The sequence below is a fragment of the Mycobacterium marseillense genome (assembly GCF_010731675.1).
Classification (GTDB): domain Bacteria; phylum Actinomycetota; class Actinomycetes; order Mycobacteriales; family Mycobacteriaceae; genus Mycobacterium; species Mycobacterium marseillense.
Genome location: NZ_AP022584.1, coordinates 5,139,159 through 5,155,094 on the forward strand (window position 1 = coordinate 5,139,159; position 15,936 = coordinate 5,155,094).

Sequence of the window (15,936 nt, forward strand, 5' to 3'; positions counted from 1 at the left end):
GCTTTTGTGTCAGCTCGGCGGCCTAGGGGATCTCCGGGACCAGCAGGTGCGCGCCGCGATCCGGGCCCCAATGCAGGGTGATGCGCCCCCGCGGTGAGCCCGGGTAGGCCGCCGGGAATTGGCCCGTCAGCGGGCTTCTCGCAGACAACCAGCGCCCGGCGACCACCAGGCGCAGTTGCTCGCCGGCGCGAAATAGCGTCGCCGACGGGCCGAGCGCGACGTTGACCTCGACCACCTCGCCGGCCGAGACTGGCCGAGGATCGGTGCCGGCGGAGACGGGTTCGGCCGGGCGGGAAAGCGCGGAATCCAGGCCGCGCAGCGCGACTCGCTGCCAGCCGGTGCTCACCCGGTCGCGACCGTAGCCATACGAGCCCTCGAATCCGACGAAACGGCCCCCGCGCCACTTCTCTACCCCGACGAACAGGTTCGCATCGTCGCAGCCGCTCAGCTCGACCCACAACCGGGCGGCCATCGGTCCCGTCAGCTCGATGTCGTCGGGCGCCGTCCAGGTGAAAGCCGCTGCGTGCGAACGTGTTCCGAAAGATACGCTGCCGGGGTGCGAGGGAGGTTCGGGGGCCAAAAACCCGCTGTTGACCAAATATAGTGGCCGCCAACGGGTTCGGGACAACGGCCAGTCGGCCTCTTCGCGTACCGCCGCGACGGTGTCGCGGTCCTCGCGTACCTCCAGGCGCACGCTGCGCGAGGGCGCCGCGCCGTCGAGCACACCGCGGAAGAACGTCAGCTGCTCGGCGAGCGCGGCCTCGGAATAGAAGGTGGCCCACTTGCCGCCCCGATGCGTGTAGAGCCGGGCGTGGCCGGACCCGCCGTGCGTGAACGCGCGGATGGAGCCGCGGCTGTGCAGGTTGTGGTCGGAGAAGCTCCCGCACACCAGCATGGGCACCGTGATCGAGGCCAGGTCCGGTGCCAGCGCGCGCCAGAACTCGTCACGCAGCGGGTGGACGTCCTGCATGCGTTCGAGGTCGTAGGTCTGCCGCGTCGCGCGTCGCACGTTTCGCGACCACATGCGGGTAAAGCCGCGCTCCCGGACGCCGCCGGGAAACGTCAGGTCGCGGTAGGCGTCGGTGAAGCCTTCCCACGGGCAGATCGCTCGCAGCGCCGGGGGCTGCAACGCCGCGACGGCGTACTGGCTGATGGCCAGGTAGGACACCCCGAGCATGACGACGTCGCCGTCGCACCAGGGTTGGCCGGCGAGCCACTCCACCAGGTCGTAGGTGTCTTCGGCCTCTTGCCGCGACAACAGGCTCCCGGTGCCGTCGGAGTGCCCGCAACCGCGTGAGTCGGCGTTGACCACGACGAAGCCCTGCGCGGTCCACCATGCCGGGTCGGGCGCCTCCCAACCGGTCAGCGCCGAGAAGGTCACCGGCCGCGGCTGGCGCAGCGCCCGGTACTGCGCGGAGAACGTCCCCTTGTCGCCGCGCCGCTGCGGCAGGTTGTCCTTGCCGTAGGGGTGGATGCTGAGGACGACCGGCCGTGCTGCGGTGCCGGCGGCACGAAACACGTTGATCCGCAACGTCGTTCCGTCGCGCGTGGCGACGGCGAGGTCACGCTCGACCTCGAGGTCGGCGGGCGGGTCGGACACGGTGACGGGTGGTCTGGCGATGCCGCGAATCCTGCTCAGCGCGTACCGCGGCCCGCCGGGCCGTCGCCACGGGCGGACCAGGGCCGGCGGCCGGTTGCGCGCCACGCCAATACCCTAGGCGCGGTGGGCTACCAGATGTAGGGAACCAACCGATAGCGCACGCGCTCGGCGTATTCGCGGTAGCCGGGCAATTCGTGAAAGAGAAGCTTTTCCTCGTCGAAAATGCGCAGCGTGAGCACGATGGTGCCGGGAATGACGAACAGCAGCCCCCAGTAGGAGCCCAGCGCCAAGGGGATACCGATCATCATGATCACGTTTCCGACGTACATCGGATGGCGCACGAATTTATAGAGGCCGCCGGACACCAGGGTCTGGTCCGCTTCGACGGTGACCGTGGCGCCCGCGTAGCTGTTCTGGACGATCACCAGCATGGCGATCCCGAGGCCCGTCGCCACCAGCACGTCACCGACCAGCGACAACCAGGGCGGCACCGACGACCAGCCGAAGCGATGATCGAGCGCGCTGAACACCATCGTCGCGAACAGCCCCAGGAACGAGCCGGTGATGATGAATTTCTGCGCGGTTCGGGGTTCGGCCCGCGGGCCCGCACGCATGCGCCGCTGCAGGGCCGCGGGGTTGGCCCGACTCAGGTAGATCGTGGGCACGATGGTCGCCAGCGTGAACACGGCGATGAAGACCCACGCCTGCCAGTAGTGCAGCGTGCCCGCCGGCAAGAGCAGGATCAAAACCCACGAGAGAATGCCCCCGAGCGATGTCGTCGTCACGCGGATCCCGGTTTTCATCACGCTCCTAGCAGCGTAGATCGCGGCGCCGAAAAGCCGAGGCACCCAGAACCACTAACCCTACGTCGAGGGCCAGTAGCCATAGCAAGGGCACGGCGGTGAAATCGGCGCCAATTCTCGGGATGTGCGCGAAGGGTTCCAGGTCGAGCAACCACTGCGGGAACTGGGCCAGCGACCCGATCAGGTACAGGGCGATAAAGCCGATCAGCACGCCCCAGGCCACCGGCGTGAACCTCGGCGCGACACCGAACACGCAGACCGTCACGGCCGACAACAGCCAGACGGCGGGCAATTGGACCGCCGCGCTTGAAACGACGGTCGCGAGTTTGCCGCCGACGTCGCCGGCCGCGATGCCGTAGACAACTCCGGCGACCACCCCGCTGGCCAGCATCGCCACCGCGGACCCGCCCAGCGCGGTCACCAAATGGCTTGCGAGCCAGCGGGTCCGCGACACCGCACCGGCCAACACCGTTTCCGCTCGCTGGGCGGACTCTTCCTGGTGCAACCGCAACGTGAGCGAGACGGCGAACGCGGCCGCCACCATGCCCATCATGGCGAATGCCACGGCGATGAAGGCCTGCTCGAGGGCGCTGGTGCCGCCCATTCGCGCGACGATGTCGCGGGCTGCGCCGCTGTCGCCCAGCTCGTCGCCGATCCCGTGCACCACACTGCCCACCAGCAGCCCGTACAGGCACAGTCCGACGGTCCACAGCAGCAGTGCGGCGCGGTCGAGCCGCCACGTCAGCCCGTATGCGGTGGCCAGCGTCGGCCTGGCGGTCCCGGGGCCGGGGCGCTCCGCGATGAGGCCGGCCCCGACATCGCGGCCGATGAGCAGCCGATACGCCAGGAGGGTCACTGCGGTCGCGGTCGCCAGGTGCAGCAGCAGCACCCACCAGCGATCACCCGCATACGGTTTGACCAGGAGCGACCATCCCAACGGAGACAGCCACGACAGCGTGCCCGACCCGGCGTCGCCGACCGCGCGCAGCGTGAATGCGGTTCCCAGGACGGCGAATGCGGCCCCGCGGGCGAACCTGGCGCTGGGCGACAGCTGCGCGGCGACCGCGGCGACCGCGGTGAACACCAGCCCGGAGCACGCCAGCGCCGCACCGAACGCCAGCGACCCGGCGGCCGGGACGTCGGTGCTCAGCAGGCCGGCGGCGCCGATCGCGCCGGTGCCGAGCGAGGCCCCGAAGGACAGCAGCAGCGCCGCGCTCAGGCTCGCGTAGCGGCCGATCGCGGTCGAGTCCACCAGTTCGGTCCGCCCGTTCTCCTCGTCGGCGCGGGTGTGCCGGATCACGGTGAGGATGACGGCCACCGCGATCAGCACGTGGAACATCCCGGCCTTCCAAATCCCCACGGCGCCAAGGCTGTCGCTGTAGACCTGCCCGTACAGCGCGCGCTGGGCCGGGCTGGCCATGATGGAGGCGGCGAACCCGGCCCGGCCGGCCGCGGTGGGGTAGATCTTTTCGATGCTGCCGACGTACACCGTGGCCAACGGCACCGACAGCAGAAACACCCACAGCGGCAACGAGACCCGGTCCCGGCGCAGGTAAAGCCGCAACATCGCGAGCGTGCCGGAGAAGTTCGAACGGCGCGGCGGCGCAGGCGATGCCGACGCGTAAGGCCGGTCCAGCGTGGTAGTGCTCATGACAACGACACCTTGTGCGCATCGCGCCCGTGCCGGCCGTCGCCGCCGGACGGGTCTCGGGATGTGTCATAGTGGCGCAAGAACAGCTCCTCGAGCGTGGGCGGTTGGCTGACGAGGCTGCTCACGCCGGCGTCGCCGAGCACGCGGATCAGCTCGCCCAGGCTTTCGCTATCGACCTGGGCGCAAAGCGTCTTGCCCTCGATGCTGATGTCCTCGACGCCTCTGATCCGGCTGAGATCGCCCGGATCGCCGATCATTTCGGCCCTGATCGAAGTTCGGCTCAGATGCCGCATGGAGTTCAGCGAGCCACTCTCGATGGTCTTGCCCGCCCGGATGATCGTCACCCGCTCGCACAACGCTTCCGTCTCGGCCAGGATATGGCTGGACAACAGCACCGTCGTGCCCCGGTCGCGGGCCTGCGCCACACATTGCTGAAATACGTTCTCCATCAGCGGGTCCAGGCCGCTGCTGGGCTCGTCCAGGAGCAGCAGCCTGGCATGGGACGAGAACGCCGAGATCAGCGAGACCTTCTGGCGGTTGCCTTTTGAATACGTGCGTGCCTTCTTGTGCGGGTCCAGGTCGAAGCGCTCGATCAGCTCCGCGCGGCGGCGCTTGTCGATGCCACCTCGCATGCGGGCCAGTAGATCGATGGTCTCGCCACCGGTCAGCGACGGCCATAGGGTCACATCGCCTGGGACATAGGCGATTTGACGATGCAGTGCGACGGATTGGGTCCAGGGATCGCCCCCCAGCAACCGCACGCTGCCGCTGTCGGCCTTCACCAGGCCCAACAGGATGCGGATGGTGGTGGACTTACCTGCGCCGTTGGGGCCGAGGAACCCGTGGACTTCCCCCTCCTGCACAGTGAGGTCGAGGCCATCCAGTGCCCGCACCGTGCCGAAATTCTTGGCGAGTCCCCGGATTTCGATCGGGGCGGCGGAGCCGACGGAATTTTCAGGTGCCATGGGATTCTCCTTGATCTTCGGCAGCCAGGAACGCGTCGTACATGGTCCGGTCGGTCAGCAATCCGTCGGTATAAACCTCGAGCGCGGGCAAGATCATGTCACGCGAGTAGTCGCGCAGTACCGCACGGAGATCCGTTGGCGTTTCGTGCATTTGCAGGTATAGGAGGAACCCGCCGCCTCCGGTGATCGCCAGATATTTGGTGCGGGCCTGGGGATCGCGGCTGGGCTTGATCGTGCCGGCGCGCACGCCCTCTTCCATGTATTCTTCCGCGTTGTCAATCATCCTGCGCCACAGCATGTTCGCCAGATCGCCACCGGCCTGCATGCTGCGTACCAGGAATGCCATCAGCGGTGCGTAGTCCTCGATCTCGGCCAATTGGGCGAACCAGGTGGCCGGGTCGTTGGATTGGAGCGCCTCGGACTTGGTGTTGCGGATCTCCTCGGCGATGTACTCCTCGCAGGCCTTCCGCAGGCCCTCCTTGGAGCCGAAGTGGTGGATTACCAGCGCGGCACTCACACCCGCCGCTTCGGCGATAGCGCGAAGCCCGACGCCGAACCCGTGCTCGCCGAACTGCTCGATGGCCGCATCGCGGATTCGGGCAGCGGCCGTCAGGTCGGCTGAACGCATGTTCAGCACACTAAACGCGCGTTCAGTCCGCGGTCAAGGATGACCCGCGTCAAGAATTCGTAAAAGTCTCGAATCAGTCGCGAACGGCGGCCAGGATGCCGTCGCCGAGGGGCACCAGGGCCGGGGTGAGCCGCTCATCCTCGGCGATGAGGCGGGCCGCCTCGCGCACCGCGGCCACCTCGGCGTCGCGGGCGGCCGGATCGCCGGCGCGGCCGCCCAGCGCGGCCCGGTGCACCACGATCACGCCGCCGGGGCGCAGCAACCGGATGCCCTCGACGACGTAGTCCGGCTGGTCGATCGGGTCGGCGTCGATGAACACCAGGTCATAGGACTCGTCGGCGAGCCGGGTGAGCACCTCCTGGGCGCGGCCCCCGATCAGCCGGCTGCGCGACGGGCCGATGCCGGCCTCGCTGAACGCCTGCTTGGCCAGCCGCAGGTATTCGGGCTCGATGTCGATTGTGGTCAAGACGCCGTCGTCGCTCATGCCCGACAGCAACCACAGGCCGCTGACACCCGCACCGGTACCCACCTCGGCGACGGCCTTGCCGCCGCTCAGCTTGGTCAGCATGCTCAACAACGCGCCGACGGCCGGCGTCACCGCGCCCGCGCCGATGTCCACGGCCCGCTCGCGGGCGGCCGCCAGCAGCGCGTCCTCCGATATCGATCCCTCGGCGTGGGCAAAGAGCGATTCGGCCCGGCTGGGCGCTGGTTGGCCAGGGGCTTCTGCGTCGGTGCCGTCCATGCCCGCAGCGTATTCCAATTCATCGGGCGAACCGACAGGCGCGCCTGAACTGCACACCGGCGACACGCCCAACCGGCCCGGCGCGTTTAGGGTCACCGCGCGATGGATATTTCCTGCACAGCGCAGGTAACGAAACGGTTTCTCAGGCTCAGCTCAGATTGTTCATATACCGCACATACGCCGGTACGCGACGGTGTCCGTATGGATCGCGGAACGCGTTGGACGGGGAATACCGAATGGCAGCTGCCTGTTGCCGTCAATGACGAAGTGCCACTGATTGGCGCACCCGATCCGGAGGAATTGATCATCACCACTCTGCTCAGCCCGTCCAGCATGTCGCACGCGCAAGAGCGCCCCACCGACGAGTGGGTGGAGACGTCGGATGCCCCGCAAGGGACCGCTGTTTTCGACGCGACCGGGGACAAGGCGGCCATGCCGTCGTGGGACGAGCTGGTGCGCCAGCACGCCGACCGGGTGTACCGCCTGGCGTACCGGCTTTCCGGCAATCAGCACGACGCCGAGGACCTCACCCAGGAGACCTTCATCCGGGTCTTCCGGTCCGTGCAGAACTACCAGCCGGGAACGTTCGAGGGGTGGCTGCACCGCATCACCACCAACCTCTTCCTCGACATGGTGCGCCGGCGCGCGCGCATCCGGATGGAGGCGCTGCCCGAGGACTACGAGCGGGTGCCTGCCGACGAACCCAACCCCGAGCAGATCTACCACGATTCACGGCTTGGGCCCGATTTGCAGGCCGCGCTGGATTCACTGCCGCCGGAATTTCGCGCGGCCGTCGTCTTGTGCGACATCGAAGGTCTGTCCTACGAGGAGATCGGGGCGACCCTGGGCGTCAAGCTCGGGACCGTCCGCAGCCGCATTCACCGCGGACGCCAGGCCCTGCGGGACTACCTGGCCGCCCACTCCGACCGGCAGGAGTTGCGCGCCCAATCGGCGTAAGTAGTGTCCGTCCCGTCTGTCTCGGCAGCGGAGCGATCAGGTAGATATTCAGCGGCTTTGCGCCCGTAGCTGCGGTATTGCGCACCGGCTCGCGCTACATTCGAGATGAGGTGGCAATAACAATGAGTGGCAAGGAGCTGGTGATGCCCGATCGAGGACATGTGTTCCGCCGCGCGTTCTCCTGGCTTCCCGCTCAGTTCGCCTCCCAGAGCGACGCGCCCGTCGGCGCGCCCCGCCAGTTCGGTTCCACCGAGCACCTGTCCGTCGAAGCAATCGCCGCGTTCGTCGACGGCGAGCTGCGGATGAACGCTCACCTGCGGGCCGCGCACCACCTGTCGATGTGCCCTCAGTGCGCGGCCGAGGTCGAGGATCAGAGCCGGACGCGTGCGGCGCTGCGCGACTCCCACCCCATCCGCATCCCCAGCACGCTGCTCGGCATGCTGGCCGACATTCCCTACGATTCGCGCGACGACGCGCCCGCGCCGGCGCCCGACCGGTTCGCCGACCGCGACGCCCGGGAGCGGCGCAAGCGTCGCTAGCGCCCGGGCCCGCTGCACAATCGCCCCACACGCGCGTTCATGTCGACCCACTGCGCGCCGTGGATACTAGGGTGGACACGGACAACGCCCGTGCCGCGTATATCGGCCGGTAAAGGCCCGTCTCGAGCGGTCAAGTAGAGGATCCAAAAGGGATAACGTGACGTCCGACCAAGGCTTCGACCGAAGCAATGACAGCGGCAACCGCCTGGCGCCGCGACCCGTCTCGCGTCCGCCGGTCGACCCCGTATCGCGTCGGGAGTTCAGTCGTCCCGACGGGCTGCGCGGATCGTTCGTGGCCGAGCGCGTCCGCCCGCAGAAGTACCGGGACCAGGCCGAATTCCGCCCGAGCGATCGTCCGGCCGACCCCGTCCTGCAGGAGGCGTTCCATCGGCCGGAGGGCAGCTCCGACTCGCTGCAGCGCCACCCCGTGGACGTCGGCGCGCTGGCCGCCGAGAGAAACGGCGGCGAGCCCGACGAGCTGGACGATCCCTGGCGGGACCCGGCGGCCGGGGCGGCCTTGGGAACGCCGGCGGTGGCGCCGTCGACCTCGCGCTCCGCCCTGGGCTACGGCGGCAGACTGGGCGTGCGCGACGTGCTGTTCGGCGGCCGGGTGTCCTACCTGGCGCTGCTCGTGTTGGCGCTGATCGCGTTGGTCATCGGCCTGATCGGCGGGGTGATCGGCCGCAAGACCGCCGAGGTCGCCGAGGCGTTCACCACCTCCAAGGTGACGCTGTCGACCAACGGGAACGGGGAAGGCCCGGCCGGACGCTTCACCAAGGTCGCGTCGGCGACCGCGAACGCCGTGGTGACCATCGAATCCAAGAGCGACCAGGAGGGCATGCAGGGCTCCGGCGTCGTCATCGACGGGCGCGGCTACATCGTCACCAACAACCACGTGATCTCCGAGGCGGCGAACAACCCCAGCCAGTTCAAGACCACCGTGGTGTTCAACGACGGCAAAGAGGTCCCGGCCAACCTGGTGGGCCGCGACCCCAAGACCGACCTGGCGGTCGTCAAGGTCGACAACGTCGACAACCTGAGCGTGGCGCGCCTGGGTGATTCCGACAAGGTGCGGGTGGGCGACGAGGTCCTCGCCGCGGGTGCGCCGCTGGGACTGCGCAGCACCGTGACGCACGGCATCATCAGCGCGCTGCACCGGCCGGTCCCGCTGTCCGGGGAGGGCTCGGACACCGACACGGTGATCGACGCCCTGCAGACCGACGCGTCGATCAACCACGGTAACTCCGGCGGCCCGCTGATCGACATGGATTCCCAGGTGATCGGCATCGACACCGCGGGTAAGTCGTTGTCCGACAGCGCAAGTGGGCTCGGTTTCGCGATCCCGATCAACGAGGCCAAGGAAGTTGCCCAGACCCTGATCCGGGACGGGAAGATCGTGCACCCGACGCTGGGGGTCAGCACCCGCTCGGTGAGCAACGCGATCGCCTCCGGCGCCCAGGTCGCCAACGTGAAGGCCGGAAGTCCGGCGCAGAAGGGCGGCATGCTGGAAAACGACGTCGTCGTCAAGGTGGGCAACCGCAAGGTCGCCGACTCCGACGAGTTCGTCGTCGCGGTGCGGCAGCTGACCATCGGTCAGGATTCCCCGATCGAGGTCGTCCGCGACGGCCGGCACGTCACCCTGACGGTGAAACCGGACCCGGACAGCGGCTAGATGTTCGCCAACGTCGGCTGGGGAGAGATGCTCGTCCTCGTCGTGGTCGGGTTGGTGGTCCTCGGCCCCGAGCGGCTCCCCGGCGCCATCCGGTGGTCGGCCAACGCGCTGCGGCAGGCGCGCGACTACCTGAGCGGTGTGACCAGCCAGCTGCGCGAGGATCTCGGGCCCGAGTTCGACGACCTGCGCGGCCCGCTCAGTGAATTGCAGAAGCTGCGGGGCATGACCCCCCGCGCCGCGCTGACCAAGCACTTGTTGGACGGCGATGACTCCTTCCTGACCGGGAACTTCGACAAGCCGGTGAACGGGGCCTCGCTTCAGACGCCGCCGCCCGCCCCGCCCACGCCGTCCAACGGGCAGACGCTCGGCGCAGAACAGCAGACGGGCGGCCGCACTCCGTTCGACACCGACGCGACCTGAACGCCGCGGCCGGGTTCAGCGGCCTTTCGGGTCGAGCCCCAGCGATACGCCGGCCAGCCCGCGCCGGCGCGCGGACAACGTGTCGGCCACGCCGCGCAGCGCCTTGCCCACCGGCGAATCGGGCGCGCTCAGCACCAGCGGAACGCCGGAGTCGCCCGCGGCCACCAGCTCGGGATCCAGCGGGATCTGGCCCAGCAGCGGCACATCGGCGCCGACCGCGCGGGACAACCGCTCGGCCACCTGCTCGCCGCCGCCCTCACCGAACACCTTCAGCGTGGAGCCGTCCGGCAGCGTGAGCCCGGACATGTTCTCCACGACGCCGGCCAGGCGTTGGCGGGTCTGCAGCGCGATGCTGCCGGCCCGCTCGGCGACCTCGGCCGCAGCCAGCTGTGGCGTCGTCACCACCAGAATCTCCGCGTTCGGGATCAGCTGAGCCACCGAGATGGCGATGTCGCCGGTCCCCGGCGGCAGATCGAGCAGCAGCACGTCCAGATCGCCCCAATAGACGTCGGCCAGGAACTGCTGCAGCGCGCGGTGCAGCATCGGCCCGCGCCACACCACCGGGGTGTTGCCCTCGGTGAACTGAGCGATCGAGATCACCCGCACCTCGTGAGCGATGGGTGGCAGGATCATCGACTCGACCTGGGTGGGGCGGTCGGTGGTGCCCATCATCCGGGGGATGGAATGGCCGTGGATGTCGGCGTCCAGCAGGCCGACGGACAGGCCACGCGCCGCCATCGCCGCGGCCAGGTTGACCGTGACGGTGGACTTGCCCACCCCGCCCTTCCCGGACGCGACCGCATAGACACGTGTCAGCGAATTCGGTTGTGCGAACGGGATAATCGGCTCGCGGGCGTCACCGCGCAACTGCTTGCGCAGCTCGGTGCGCTGTTCGTCGCTCATCACGTCCAGGGTGACCTTCACCGCGCCGGTGCCCGGGACGTCGGAGACCGCCTCGCTGACCCGTTCGCTGATCTCGTTCTTCTTCGGACAGCTGGCGGTAGTCAGGTAGATCGCGACGTGGACCGAGCCGTCGGGTTCGGTGTCGATGCTTTTGACCATCCCGAGATCGGTGATAGGACGCCGCAGTTCGGGGTCGATCACCTTTCCCAGTGAGGCGCGGATCGCCGCGCTCAGGTCGGCGGAATTAGAAGAGTCATGGCTGGACATCACCGCCGAGTGTAGGCGGCCTGCGAGGAGCAGTTCGGCGGTGACCCGCTCCGCCCGGCTTTGCCGCGCTTGCGATCGCCGCGGGGGCCGTTCGTCGGCCACCCGCCGCGGGTCAGCTGGCTTGGCCCGGCGCGGGCTTGTGCACCGCAGGCGCGTTCGGCGCCGCCGCTGGGCCGGCCGGCTTGGGCGACGGCACGGCTTGCGGCGCGGCGGCGGCCGGGGGCGCCGGCGGCGCGAGTGGCGCAGGAGGCGCGACAACGTCCGGGGGCGGCGGCGCGAACGGCGGGGGCGGCGCGAAGGGCGGCGGTGGCGCGAAGGGCGGCGGTGGCGCGAAGGGCGGCGGTGGCCCCGCGGGCGGTGAGCTTTGGGTGCCGATGCAAATCACGGTGCACCCGGGGAGCTGGGTGGGCGCCTGCTGAGGCGTCGGCGACATCCAGGGGAACATCGGCGGCGGGCTGACCATCGCGGGGCTGCTCAGGTCGATCAGCGGCACGCGCGCCAGCGGGTCGTCCAGCGGCAGGCCGTTGATGTTCATCGGCAGGTTCGGCCCGAGCCCTTCGGGATGCTCGAGGTGCGCGTCGCCCAGCGGCGGCGGCGGTCCGGTCATCGGCGGCAGGTCGACCGGGACGACGCCCGTGGCGTAGGCCGCCGCCCAGCCCAGCACGTTCTGCGCGTAGGGCATCGAGTTGTTGTAGCGCAGGATCGCGCCCAACACCTGCGACTGATCACGCAGGTTCAGCCCGCCGCTGCACAGGTACCGGGCGGCCGCGAGGGTGGAGTCGAAGATGTTCTGCGGGTCGGCGACGCCGTCGCCCTTACCGTCGGCGGCATAGCGCGCCCAGGTCCCCGGCAGGAACTGCATCGGTCCCATCGCCCGGGCGTAAGTGACGCGATTGCCGGCGCTGCTCTGGATGATGACTTCGTTGCCGGGCAGGGTGCCGTCCAGTGACGGGCCGTAGATCGGGGTGATCGCGGTACCGCGGGCATCGACCGCACCGCCGCCCGCGTGGCCCGATTCGATGCGCCCGATCCCGGCCAGCAGGTTCCAGCTGACGCCGCAGCCCGGGGCGGCGACGGCCATCTTCTGCTCCGCGTTGCGGTAGGCGGCCAGCGCGATGCTCGGAATGCCCAGTGCGCCACGCGCATTGACGATCATCGCCGGCGGCGGCGCGGACAGCGCGGGCTCGGCGACGTGAAAGGCGTTGGGGCTGTGTTCGATTGCGACGACGGCGGGCCCGGAGAGATCCGGGAAGGTGGGAGAGACCGCGGCCACCGGAGTGACGGCGGCATGGACCGACGGCAGGCGCGTCGGAAGTTCAGGTGCCGCCCCGCTGACGGCGCCCGCGAAGACCAGCGGAGTAATCATGGCGACGCCGAATATCGGCTTGCGCGTGTTCCGAAGTGCTCGCTGCCGCGCAGTTGCGGCGGCCGGGCTCGCACCCCGGCTTCCCCCTATGCGCACTCGACCGTCCTAGGTGTGAGCTGGGCGTACTTTCTGTTAGCTCGGTGAACCAGATCACCATACATAACTCTTGTGACTCGAGTGGCGCAATGGTCGAAGAGGTTCTCACCTGGATTTCTTAGCCGCGCGCTCCAGGTTTTCGCCCTGCTGGGTCGGCCCCGCGCCCAGCATGTCGGGCTGCAGATTGGCCAGCAGTTCGCGCAGGTCGTCCAGCTCGTGGCGCAGGTATTCGCGCGTCACCACCTCGCCGACGGCCAGCCGCAACGCGGCCAGCTCGCGGGCCAGGTATTCGGTGTCGGCCTTGGTCTGGGCGGCACGACGGCGGTCCTCCTCGAGGGCCACGCGGTCGCGGTTCTCTTGCCGGTTCTGCGCCAACAGGATCAGCGGCGCCGCGTAGGCGGCCTGCGTGGAGAACGCCAGGTTCAGCAGGATGAACGGGTAGGGATCCCAGCGCACTCTGAACGCGAACAGGTTCAACGCGATCCACACGAACACCACGATCGTCTGCAGCAGCAGGTAGCGGCCGGTGCCGAAGAACCGCGCGATCGATTCGGTGAACTGCCCGACGGTCTCGGGATCCAGCCGCGGCGAATACCGGCGCGATGTCCGCGGGGTGTACAGGCCTCGGGGAGCCGTGGATTTGCTCACGCGGAACCTCCCAATCCTTTGAACCGGCCGGCGGTGTCGAGTTCCTGCATGTCCACGCGCCAGTCGTGGGGGAGCAGGTGATCGAGTAGGTCGTCCACGGTGACCGCCCCCAACAGGTGGTTCTCGTCATCGACCACGGGACCGCACACCAGGTTGTAGGCGGCGAGATAGCGGGTGACCGCGACCAGCGGAGTCTCCGGTGTCAGGGTGAGCAATTCGCTGTCGACGATCCCGCCGACCAGCTCGGCCGGCGCCTCGCGCAACAGCCGCTGCAAGTGCACGCAGCCCAGGTAGCGGCCGGTCGGCGTCGCCGTCGGGGGTCGCGCCACGAACACCATGGACGACAGGGCGGTGCTGAGGTCCGGATCGCGGACCCGGGCCAGCGCCTCGGCGACCGACGTGTCCGGCGTGAGCACCACCGGGTCGGATGTCATCAGGCCGCCCGCGGTGTCCGGCGAATGCGTCAACAGCCGGCGCACCGGCGCGGACTCGTCGGGGTCCATCCGACGCAGCAGCATCTCGGCGTCGGTCGGGTTCAGCGCGCCGAGCAGGTCGGCGGCGTCGTCGGGATCCATCTCCTCGAGCACGTCGGCCGAACGCTCGGTGCCCAGCTGCGAGAGCACCTCGGCCTGATCCAGCTCCGGCAGCTCCTGCAGGATGTCGGCCAGCCGGTCGTCGTTGAGCGCCCTGAGCACCTCGTAGCGGCGCTTGGGCGGCAGCCCGCGGATCGCGTCCGCCACATCGACCGGCTTGCGGCCTTCGAACTGGCCCAGGAGCTGTGCCACCCCTTGCCCGGGCAAGGCCAGCGCCGACGGGGTCAACCCCTGCACGCTCTGCCAGTCCACGACGTGGACGGGACCGCGCCGACCCAACCGCCGGTGGGTACGCACGGCCACGCGGCTCACCATCCAGTCTCGCGTCCGGTTCTGCTCGATGCCCAGGTCGGTGACCACCACGTCGAGGCCGGCCAGCTCCGGCAGTTCGGGGTCGTTGACCTTGACCTGGGTGTCCAGCACCTGGCCCATCGCCAGGACCTCCCCGGGCCGCTGCACGAAGTGGCGCAGCGACACGTTCCCGGTGCTCAGCGTCACGGCGTTGGGCTCGATGGACGCGACCCGCAGGATGGGGATAAAGATGCTGCGCCGGGTCGCGAGGTCGACGACCAGGCCCAGGACGCGCGGCTGCTGGCGGACGATGCTGATGCTGATCACCACATCGCGGACCCGGCCGACGGATTCCCCGAGTGGACCCAGCACCAACATTCGCGCGAGCCGCGCGATGTACACCCTGTTGACCGATCCCATGGATGTAGAGCCTAGGCAGCCGCCGGCCCGATGGCAGACAACCCCGCGCGGGCAACCGCTAATGCGTGCCCAGCGCGAAAAGCACGACCACCAAAGTCACCACCAGAGTGGCGATTCCGATGACGATCCCGGCGACCGCCAAGCCGAAACCCTCCTGCCGGGTCCGCTTGATCTGATCCAGGGCGATCGCGCCCAGCACCATGGCCACGATTGAGCCGATGAAGCACAGCAGGCCGGTGAACGACGCGATCAGAGAGGCGATCGCCAGCGCGTTCGTCCCGGACACGGCGGCCTGACTGGGATAGCCACCCTGGTAGTCCGGCGGCGGGTAATAGCCGCCCGCATACCCGGGAGAACCGTACGGGGGCGGGCCGCCGTATGGCGGGGGCGCCATGGGGTAGGGCGGTCCGCCGTAACCGGGCGGTTGTTCGTACCCCGGCGGTGGGGGGACGGGCGGGGGATACGGCGGCGGATACCCGGCCGCGTAGTCGGTGGGGTAGCCCGGCGGCGGATACGCCGGGGGTGCCGGATCGGCGGCGGGCGGTTCCCAGGGAGCCGGCCGATCCTGCTGCTCAGAGGCCTCGCCGCCAGTGCGGGAGGAGTCGGCCTCGTCGTCGTGGCCGCTCTCGCCGAAGCCGCCGCCGGGAGCTGTCATGGTGTTCAACCTAACCCATGCGCAGCCGCCGGCCGCCGGTGCGAAACGCGAGCGCGCCACGGGCGCCCGGGATGCTTTCCTCGACCTGGTGCGCCGTGTTTTCGCAGGTGGCGAAAGGTCGCTGGATACCCTGAGATGAAACCATCCCCGAGGGGGAGGACAATGAACGGCGATGACTAATCCATTCCAGCCTGGGCAGGTTCCCGGCGCGACACCAGGAGGCGCGACGGGGCGTGGGCGCGCGGCGCCCGGACTGCCGACACCGCCCCGGGGCTGGCCAGTCGGGTCCTATCCCACCTACGCCGAGGCGCAGCGCGCCGTCGACTACCTTTCCGACCAACAGTTCCCGGTCCAGCAGGTGACCATCGTCGGGGTCGACCTGATGCAGGTGGAGCGGGTCACCGGCCGGTTGACGTGGCCCAAAGTGCTCGGCGGGGGCGTGCTGAGCGGGGCGTGGCTGGGCCTGTTCATCGGGCTGGTGTTGGGTTTCTTCAGCCCCAATCCGTGGGGCGCGCTGGTCACCGGCCTGGTCGCGGGCGTGTTCTTCGGTCTGATCACTTCGGCTGTTCCGTACTCGATGGCCCGTGGCACAAGGGATTTCAGTTCGACCATGCAGTTGGTGGCCGGACGCTACGACGTGCTCTGTGATCCGCAAAACGCAGAAAAGGCGCGAGACCTGTTGGCGCGCTTGGCGATCTGAGGCGCGCACGAGAGGTGTGA

Annotated in this window: 16 protein-coding genes; 5 read left to right on the plus strand and 11 right to left on the minus strand. The window is 69.0% G+C overall.

The window, feature by feature from the left end; genetic code table 11:
* Nucleotides 1-22: 22 nt before the first annotated feature.
* From G6N26_RS24065 to G6N26_RS24090, 6 genes are all read right to left on the minus strand, one after another.
* On the minus strand, nucleotides 23-1,705 hold the full coding sequence (locus G6N26_RS24065; protein WP_083016843.1) for a CocE/NonD family hydrolase: 1,683 nt from the start codon (nucleotides 1,703-1,705) through the stop codon (nucleotides 23-25).
* Between the two features lie 23 nt (nucleotides 1,706-1,728).
* Nucleotides 1,729-2,403: a methyltransferase family protein gene (locus G6N26_RS24070; RefSeq protein ID WP_083016840.1), complete on the minus strand. Its 675-nt coding sequence runs from the start codon at nucleotides 2,401-2,403 to the stop codon at nucleotides 1,729-1,731.
* Between the two features lie 7 nt (nucleotides 2,404-2,410).
* Complete coding sequence (locus tag G6N26_RS24075; RefSeq protein ID WP_139799108.1) at nucleotides 2,411-4,054, minus strand: ABC transporter permease; 1,644 nt, start codon at nucleotides 4,052-4,054, stop codon at nucleotides 2,411-2,413.
* A complete protein-coding gene (locus G6N26_RS24080) occupies nucleotides 4,051-5,019 on the minus strand; it encodes an ABC transporter ATP-binding protein (RefSeq protein ID WP_083016832.1) in 969 nt (322 codons plus the stop codon). Before G6N26_RS24080 ends, G6N26_RS24075 begins: the two co-directional genes overlap by 4 nt.
* Complete coding sequence (locus G6N26_RS24085) at nucleotides 5,009-5,647, minus strand: TetR/AcrR family transcriptional regulator (RefSeq protein ID WP_083017056.1); 639 nt, start codon at nucleotides 5,645-5,647, stop codon at nucleotides 5,009-5,011. Before G6N26_RS24085 ends, G6N26_RS24080 begins: the two co-directional genes overlap by 11 nt.
* 73 nt (nucleotides 5,648-5,720) lie before the next feature.
* The gene (locus G6N26_RS24090) at nucleotides 5,721-6,389 is read right to left on the minus strand and encodes an O-methyltransferase (protein WP_067169418.1); all 669 of its coding nucleotides are present in this window, start codon (nucleotides 6,387-6,389) and stop codon (nucleotides 5,721-5,723) included.
* 201 nt (nucleotides 6,390-6,590) lie between these two features.
* Between G6N26_RS24090 and sigE the strand changes: the two genes are divergently transcribed.
* From sigE to tatB, 4 genes are all read left to right on the plus strand, one after another.
* Nucleotides 6,591-7,346, plus strand: coding sequence for an RNA polymerase sigma factor SigE (sigE, locus tag G6N26_RS24095; protein WP_067169415.1), 756 nt, complete (start codon nucleotides 6,591-6,593; stop codon nucleotides 7,344-7,346).
* Between the two features lie 143 nt (nucleotides 7,347-7,489).
* Nucleotides 7,490-7,885: an anti-sigma E factor RseA gene (gene rseA, locus G6N26_RS24100; RefSeq protein ID WP_179960262.1), complete on the plus strand. Its 396-nt coding sequence runs from the start codon at nucleotides 7,490-7,492 to the stop codon at nucleotides 7,883-7,885.
* Nucleotides 7,886-8,042: 157 nt separating this feature from the next.
* The gene (gene htrA, locus G6N26_RS24105) at nucleotides 8,043-9,557 is read left to right on the plus strand and encodes a serine protease HtrA (protein WP_083016828.1); all 1,515 of its coding nucleotides are present in this window, start codon (nucleotides 8,043-8,045) and stop codon (nucleotides 9,555-9,557) included.
* Nucleotides 9,558-9,977 carry a Sec-independent protein translocase protein TatB gene (tatB, locus tag G6N26_RS24110; RefSeq protein WP_067169407.1) on the plus strand — a complete coding sequence of 140 codons (420 nt, stop codon included), beginning with the start codon at nucleotides 9,558-9,560 and terminating at the stop codon, nucleotides 9,975-9,977. It abuts the gene before it with no gap.
* A 15-nt stretch (nucleotides 9,978-9,992) separates the two neighbouring features.
* Here tatB and G6N26_RS24115 read toward each other — a convergent pair whose 3' ends face one another.
* The 5 genes from G6N26_RS24115 to G6N26_RS24135 form a co-directional block, all read right to left on the minus strand.
* The gene (locus G6N26_RS24115; protein WP_120312682.1) at nucleotides 9,993-11,147 is read right to left on the minus strand and encodes an Mrp/NBP35 family ATP-binding protein; all 1,155 of its coding nucleotides are present in this window, start codon (nucleotides 11,145-11,147) and stop codon (nucleotides 9,993-9,995) included.
* Between the two features lie 112 nt (nucleotides 11,148-11,259).
* A complete protein-coding gene (locus G6N26_RS24120) occupies nucleotides 11,260-12,609 on the minus strand; it encodes a lytic transglycosylase domain-containing protein (protein WP_179960263.1) in 1,350 nt (449 codons plus the stop codon).
* Nucleotides 12,610-12,714: 105 nt separating this feature from the next.
* Nucleotides 12,715-13,257, minus strand: a complete 543-nt coding sequence (locus G6N26_RS24125) for a DUF1003 domain-containing protein (RefSeq protein WP_067169404.1) — start codon at nucleotides 13,255-13,257, stop codon at nucleotides 12,715-12,717.
* Nucleotides 13,254-14,561: a magnesium transporter MgtE N-terminal domain-containing protein gene (locus G6N26_RS24130; protein WP_067169402.1), complete on the minus strand. Its 1,308-nt coding sequence runs from the start codon at nucleotides 14,559-14,561 to the stop codon at nucleotides 13,254-13,256. The genes G6N26_RS24125 and G6N26_RS24130 overlap by 4 nt, the downstream gene beginning before the upstream one ends.
* Nucleotides 14,562-14,619: 58 nt before the next feature.
* On the minus strand, nucleotides 14,620-15,216 hold the full coding sequence (locus tag G6N26_RS24135) for a DUF4190 domain-containing protein (protein WP_179960264.1): 597 nt from the start codon (nucleotides 15,214-15,216) through the stop codon (nucleotides 14,620-14,622).
* Between the two features lie 172 nt (nucleotides 15,217-15,388).
* Between G6N26_RS24135 and G6N26_RS24140 the strand changes: the two genes are divergently transcribed.
* On the plus strand, nucleotides 15,389-15,916 hold the full coding sequence (locus G6N26_RS24140) for a YflT domain-containing protein (protein ID WP_067169456.1): 528 nt from the start codon (nucleotides 15,389-15,391) through the stop codon (nucleotides 15,914-15,916).
* Nucleotides 15,917-15,936 lie beyond the last annotated feature (20 nt).

Coding starts and splice junctions, on each gene's coding strand:
- G6N26_RS24075 (WP_139799108.1), bottom strand. CDS start 4,054: ATGAGCACTACCACGCTGGACCGGCCTTACGCGTCGGCATCGCCTGCG.
- G6N26_RS24080 (WP_083016832.1), bottom strand. CDS start 5,019: ATGGCACCTGAAAATTCCGTCGGCTCCGCCGCCCCGATCGAAATCCGG.
- G6N26_RS24070 (WP_083016840.1), bottom strand. CDS start 2,403: ATGAAAACCGGGATCCGCGTGACGACGACATCGCTCGGGGGCATTCTC.
- G6N26_RS24140 (WP_067169456.1), top strand. CDS start 15,389: ATGACTAATCCATTCCAGCCTGGGCAGGTTCCCGGCGCGACACCAGGA.
- G6N26_RS24085 (WP_083017056.1), bottom strand. CDS start 5,647: ATGCGTTCAGCCGACCTGACGGCCGCTGCCCGAATCCGCGATGCGGCC.
- G6N26_RS24130 (WP_067169402.1), bottom strand. CDS start 14,561: ATGGGATCGGTCAACAGGGTGTACATCGCGCGGCTCGCGCGAATGTTG.
- G6N26_RS24115 (WP_120312682.1), bottom strand. CDS start 11,147: ATGTCCAGCCATGACTCTTCTAATTCCGCCGACCTGAGCGCGGCGATC.
- G6N26_RS24090 (WP_067169418.1), bottom strand. CDS start 6,389: ATGGACGGCACCGACGCAGAAGCCCCTGGCCAACCAGCGCCCAGCCGG.
- sigE (WP_067169415.1), top strand. CDS start 6,591: ATGGATCGCGGAACGCGTTGGACGGGGAATACCGAATGGCAGCTGCCT.
- rseA (WP_179960262.1), top strand. CDS start 7,490: ATGCCCGATCGAGGACATGTGTTCCGCCGCGCGTTCTCCTGGCTTCCC.
- tatB (WP_067169407.1), top strand. CDS start 9,558: ATGTTCGCCAACGTCGGCTGGGGAGAGATGCTCGTCCTCGTCGTGGTC.
- G6N26_RS24135 (WP_179960264.1), bottom strand. CDS start 15,216: ATGACAGCTCCCGGCGGCGGCTTCGGCGAGAGCGGCCACGACGACGAG.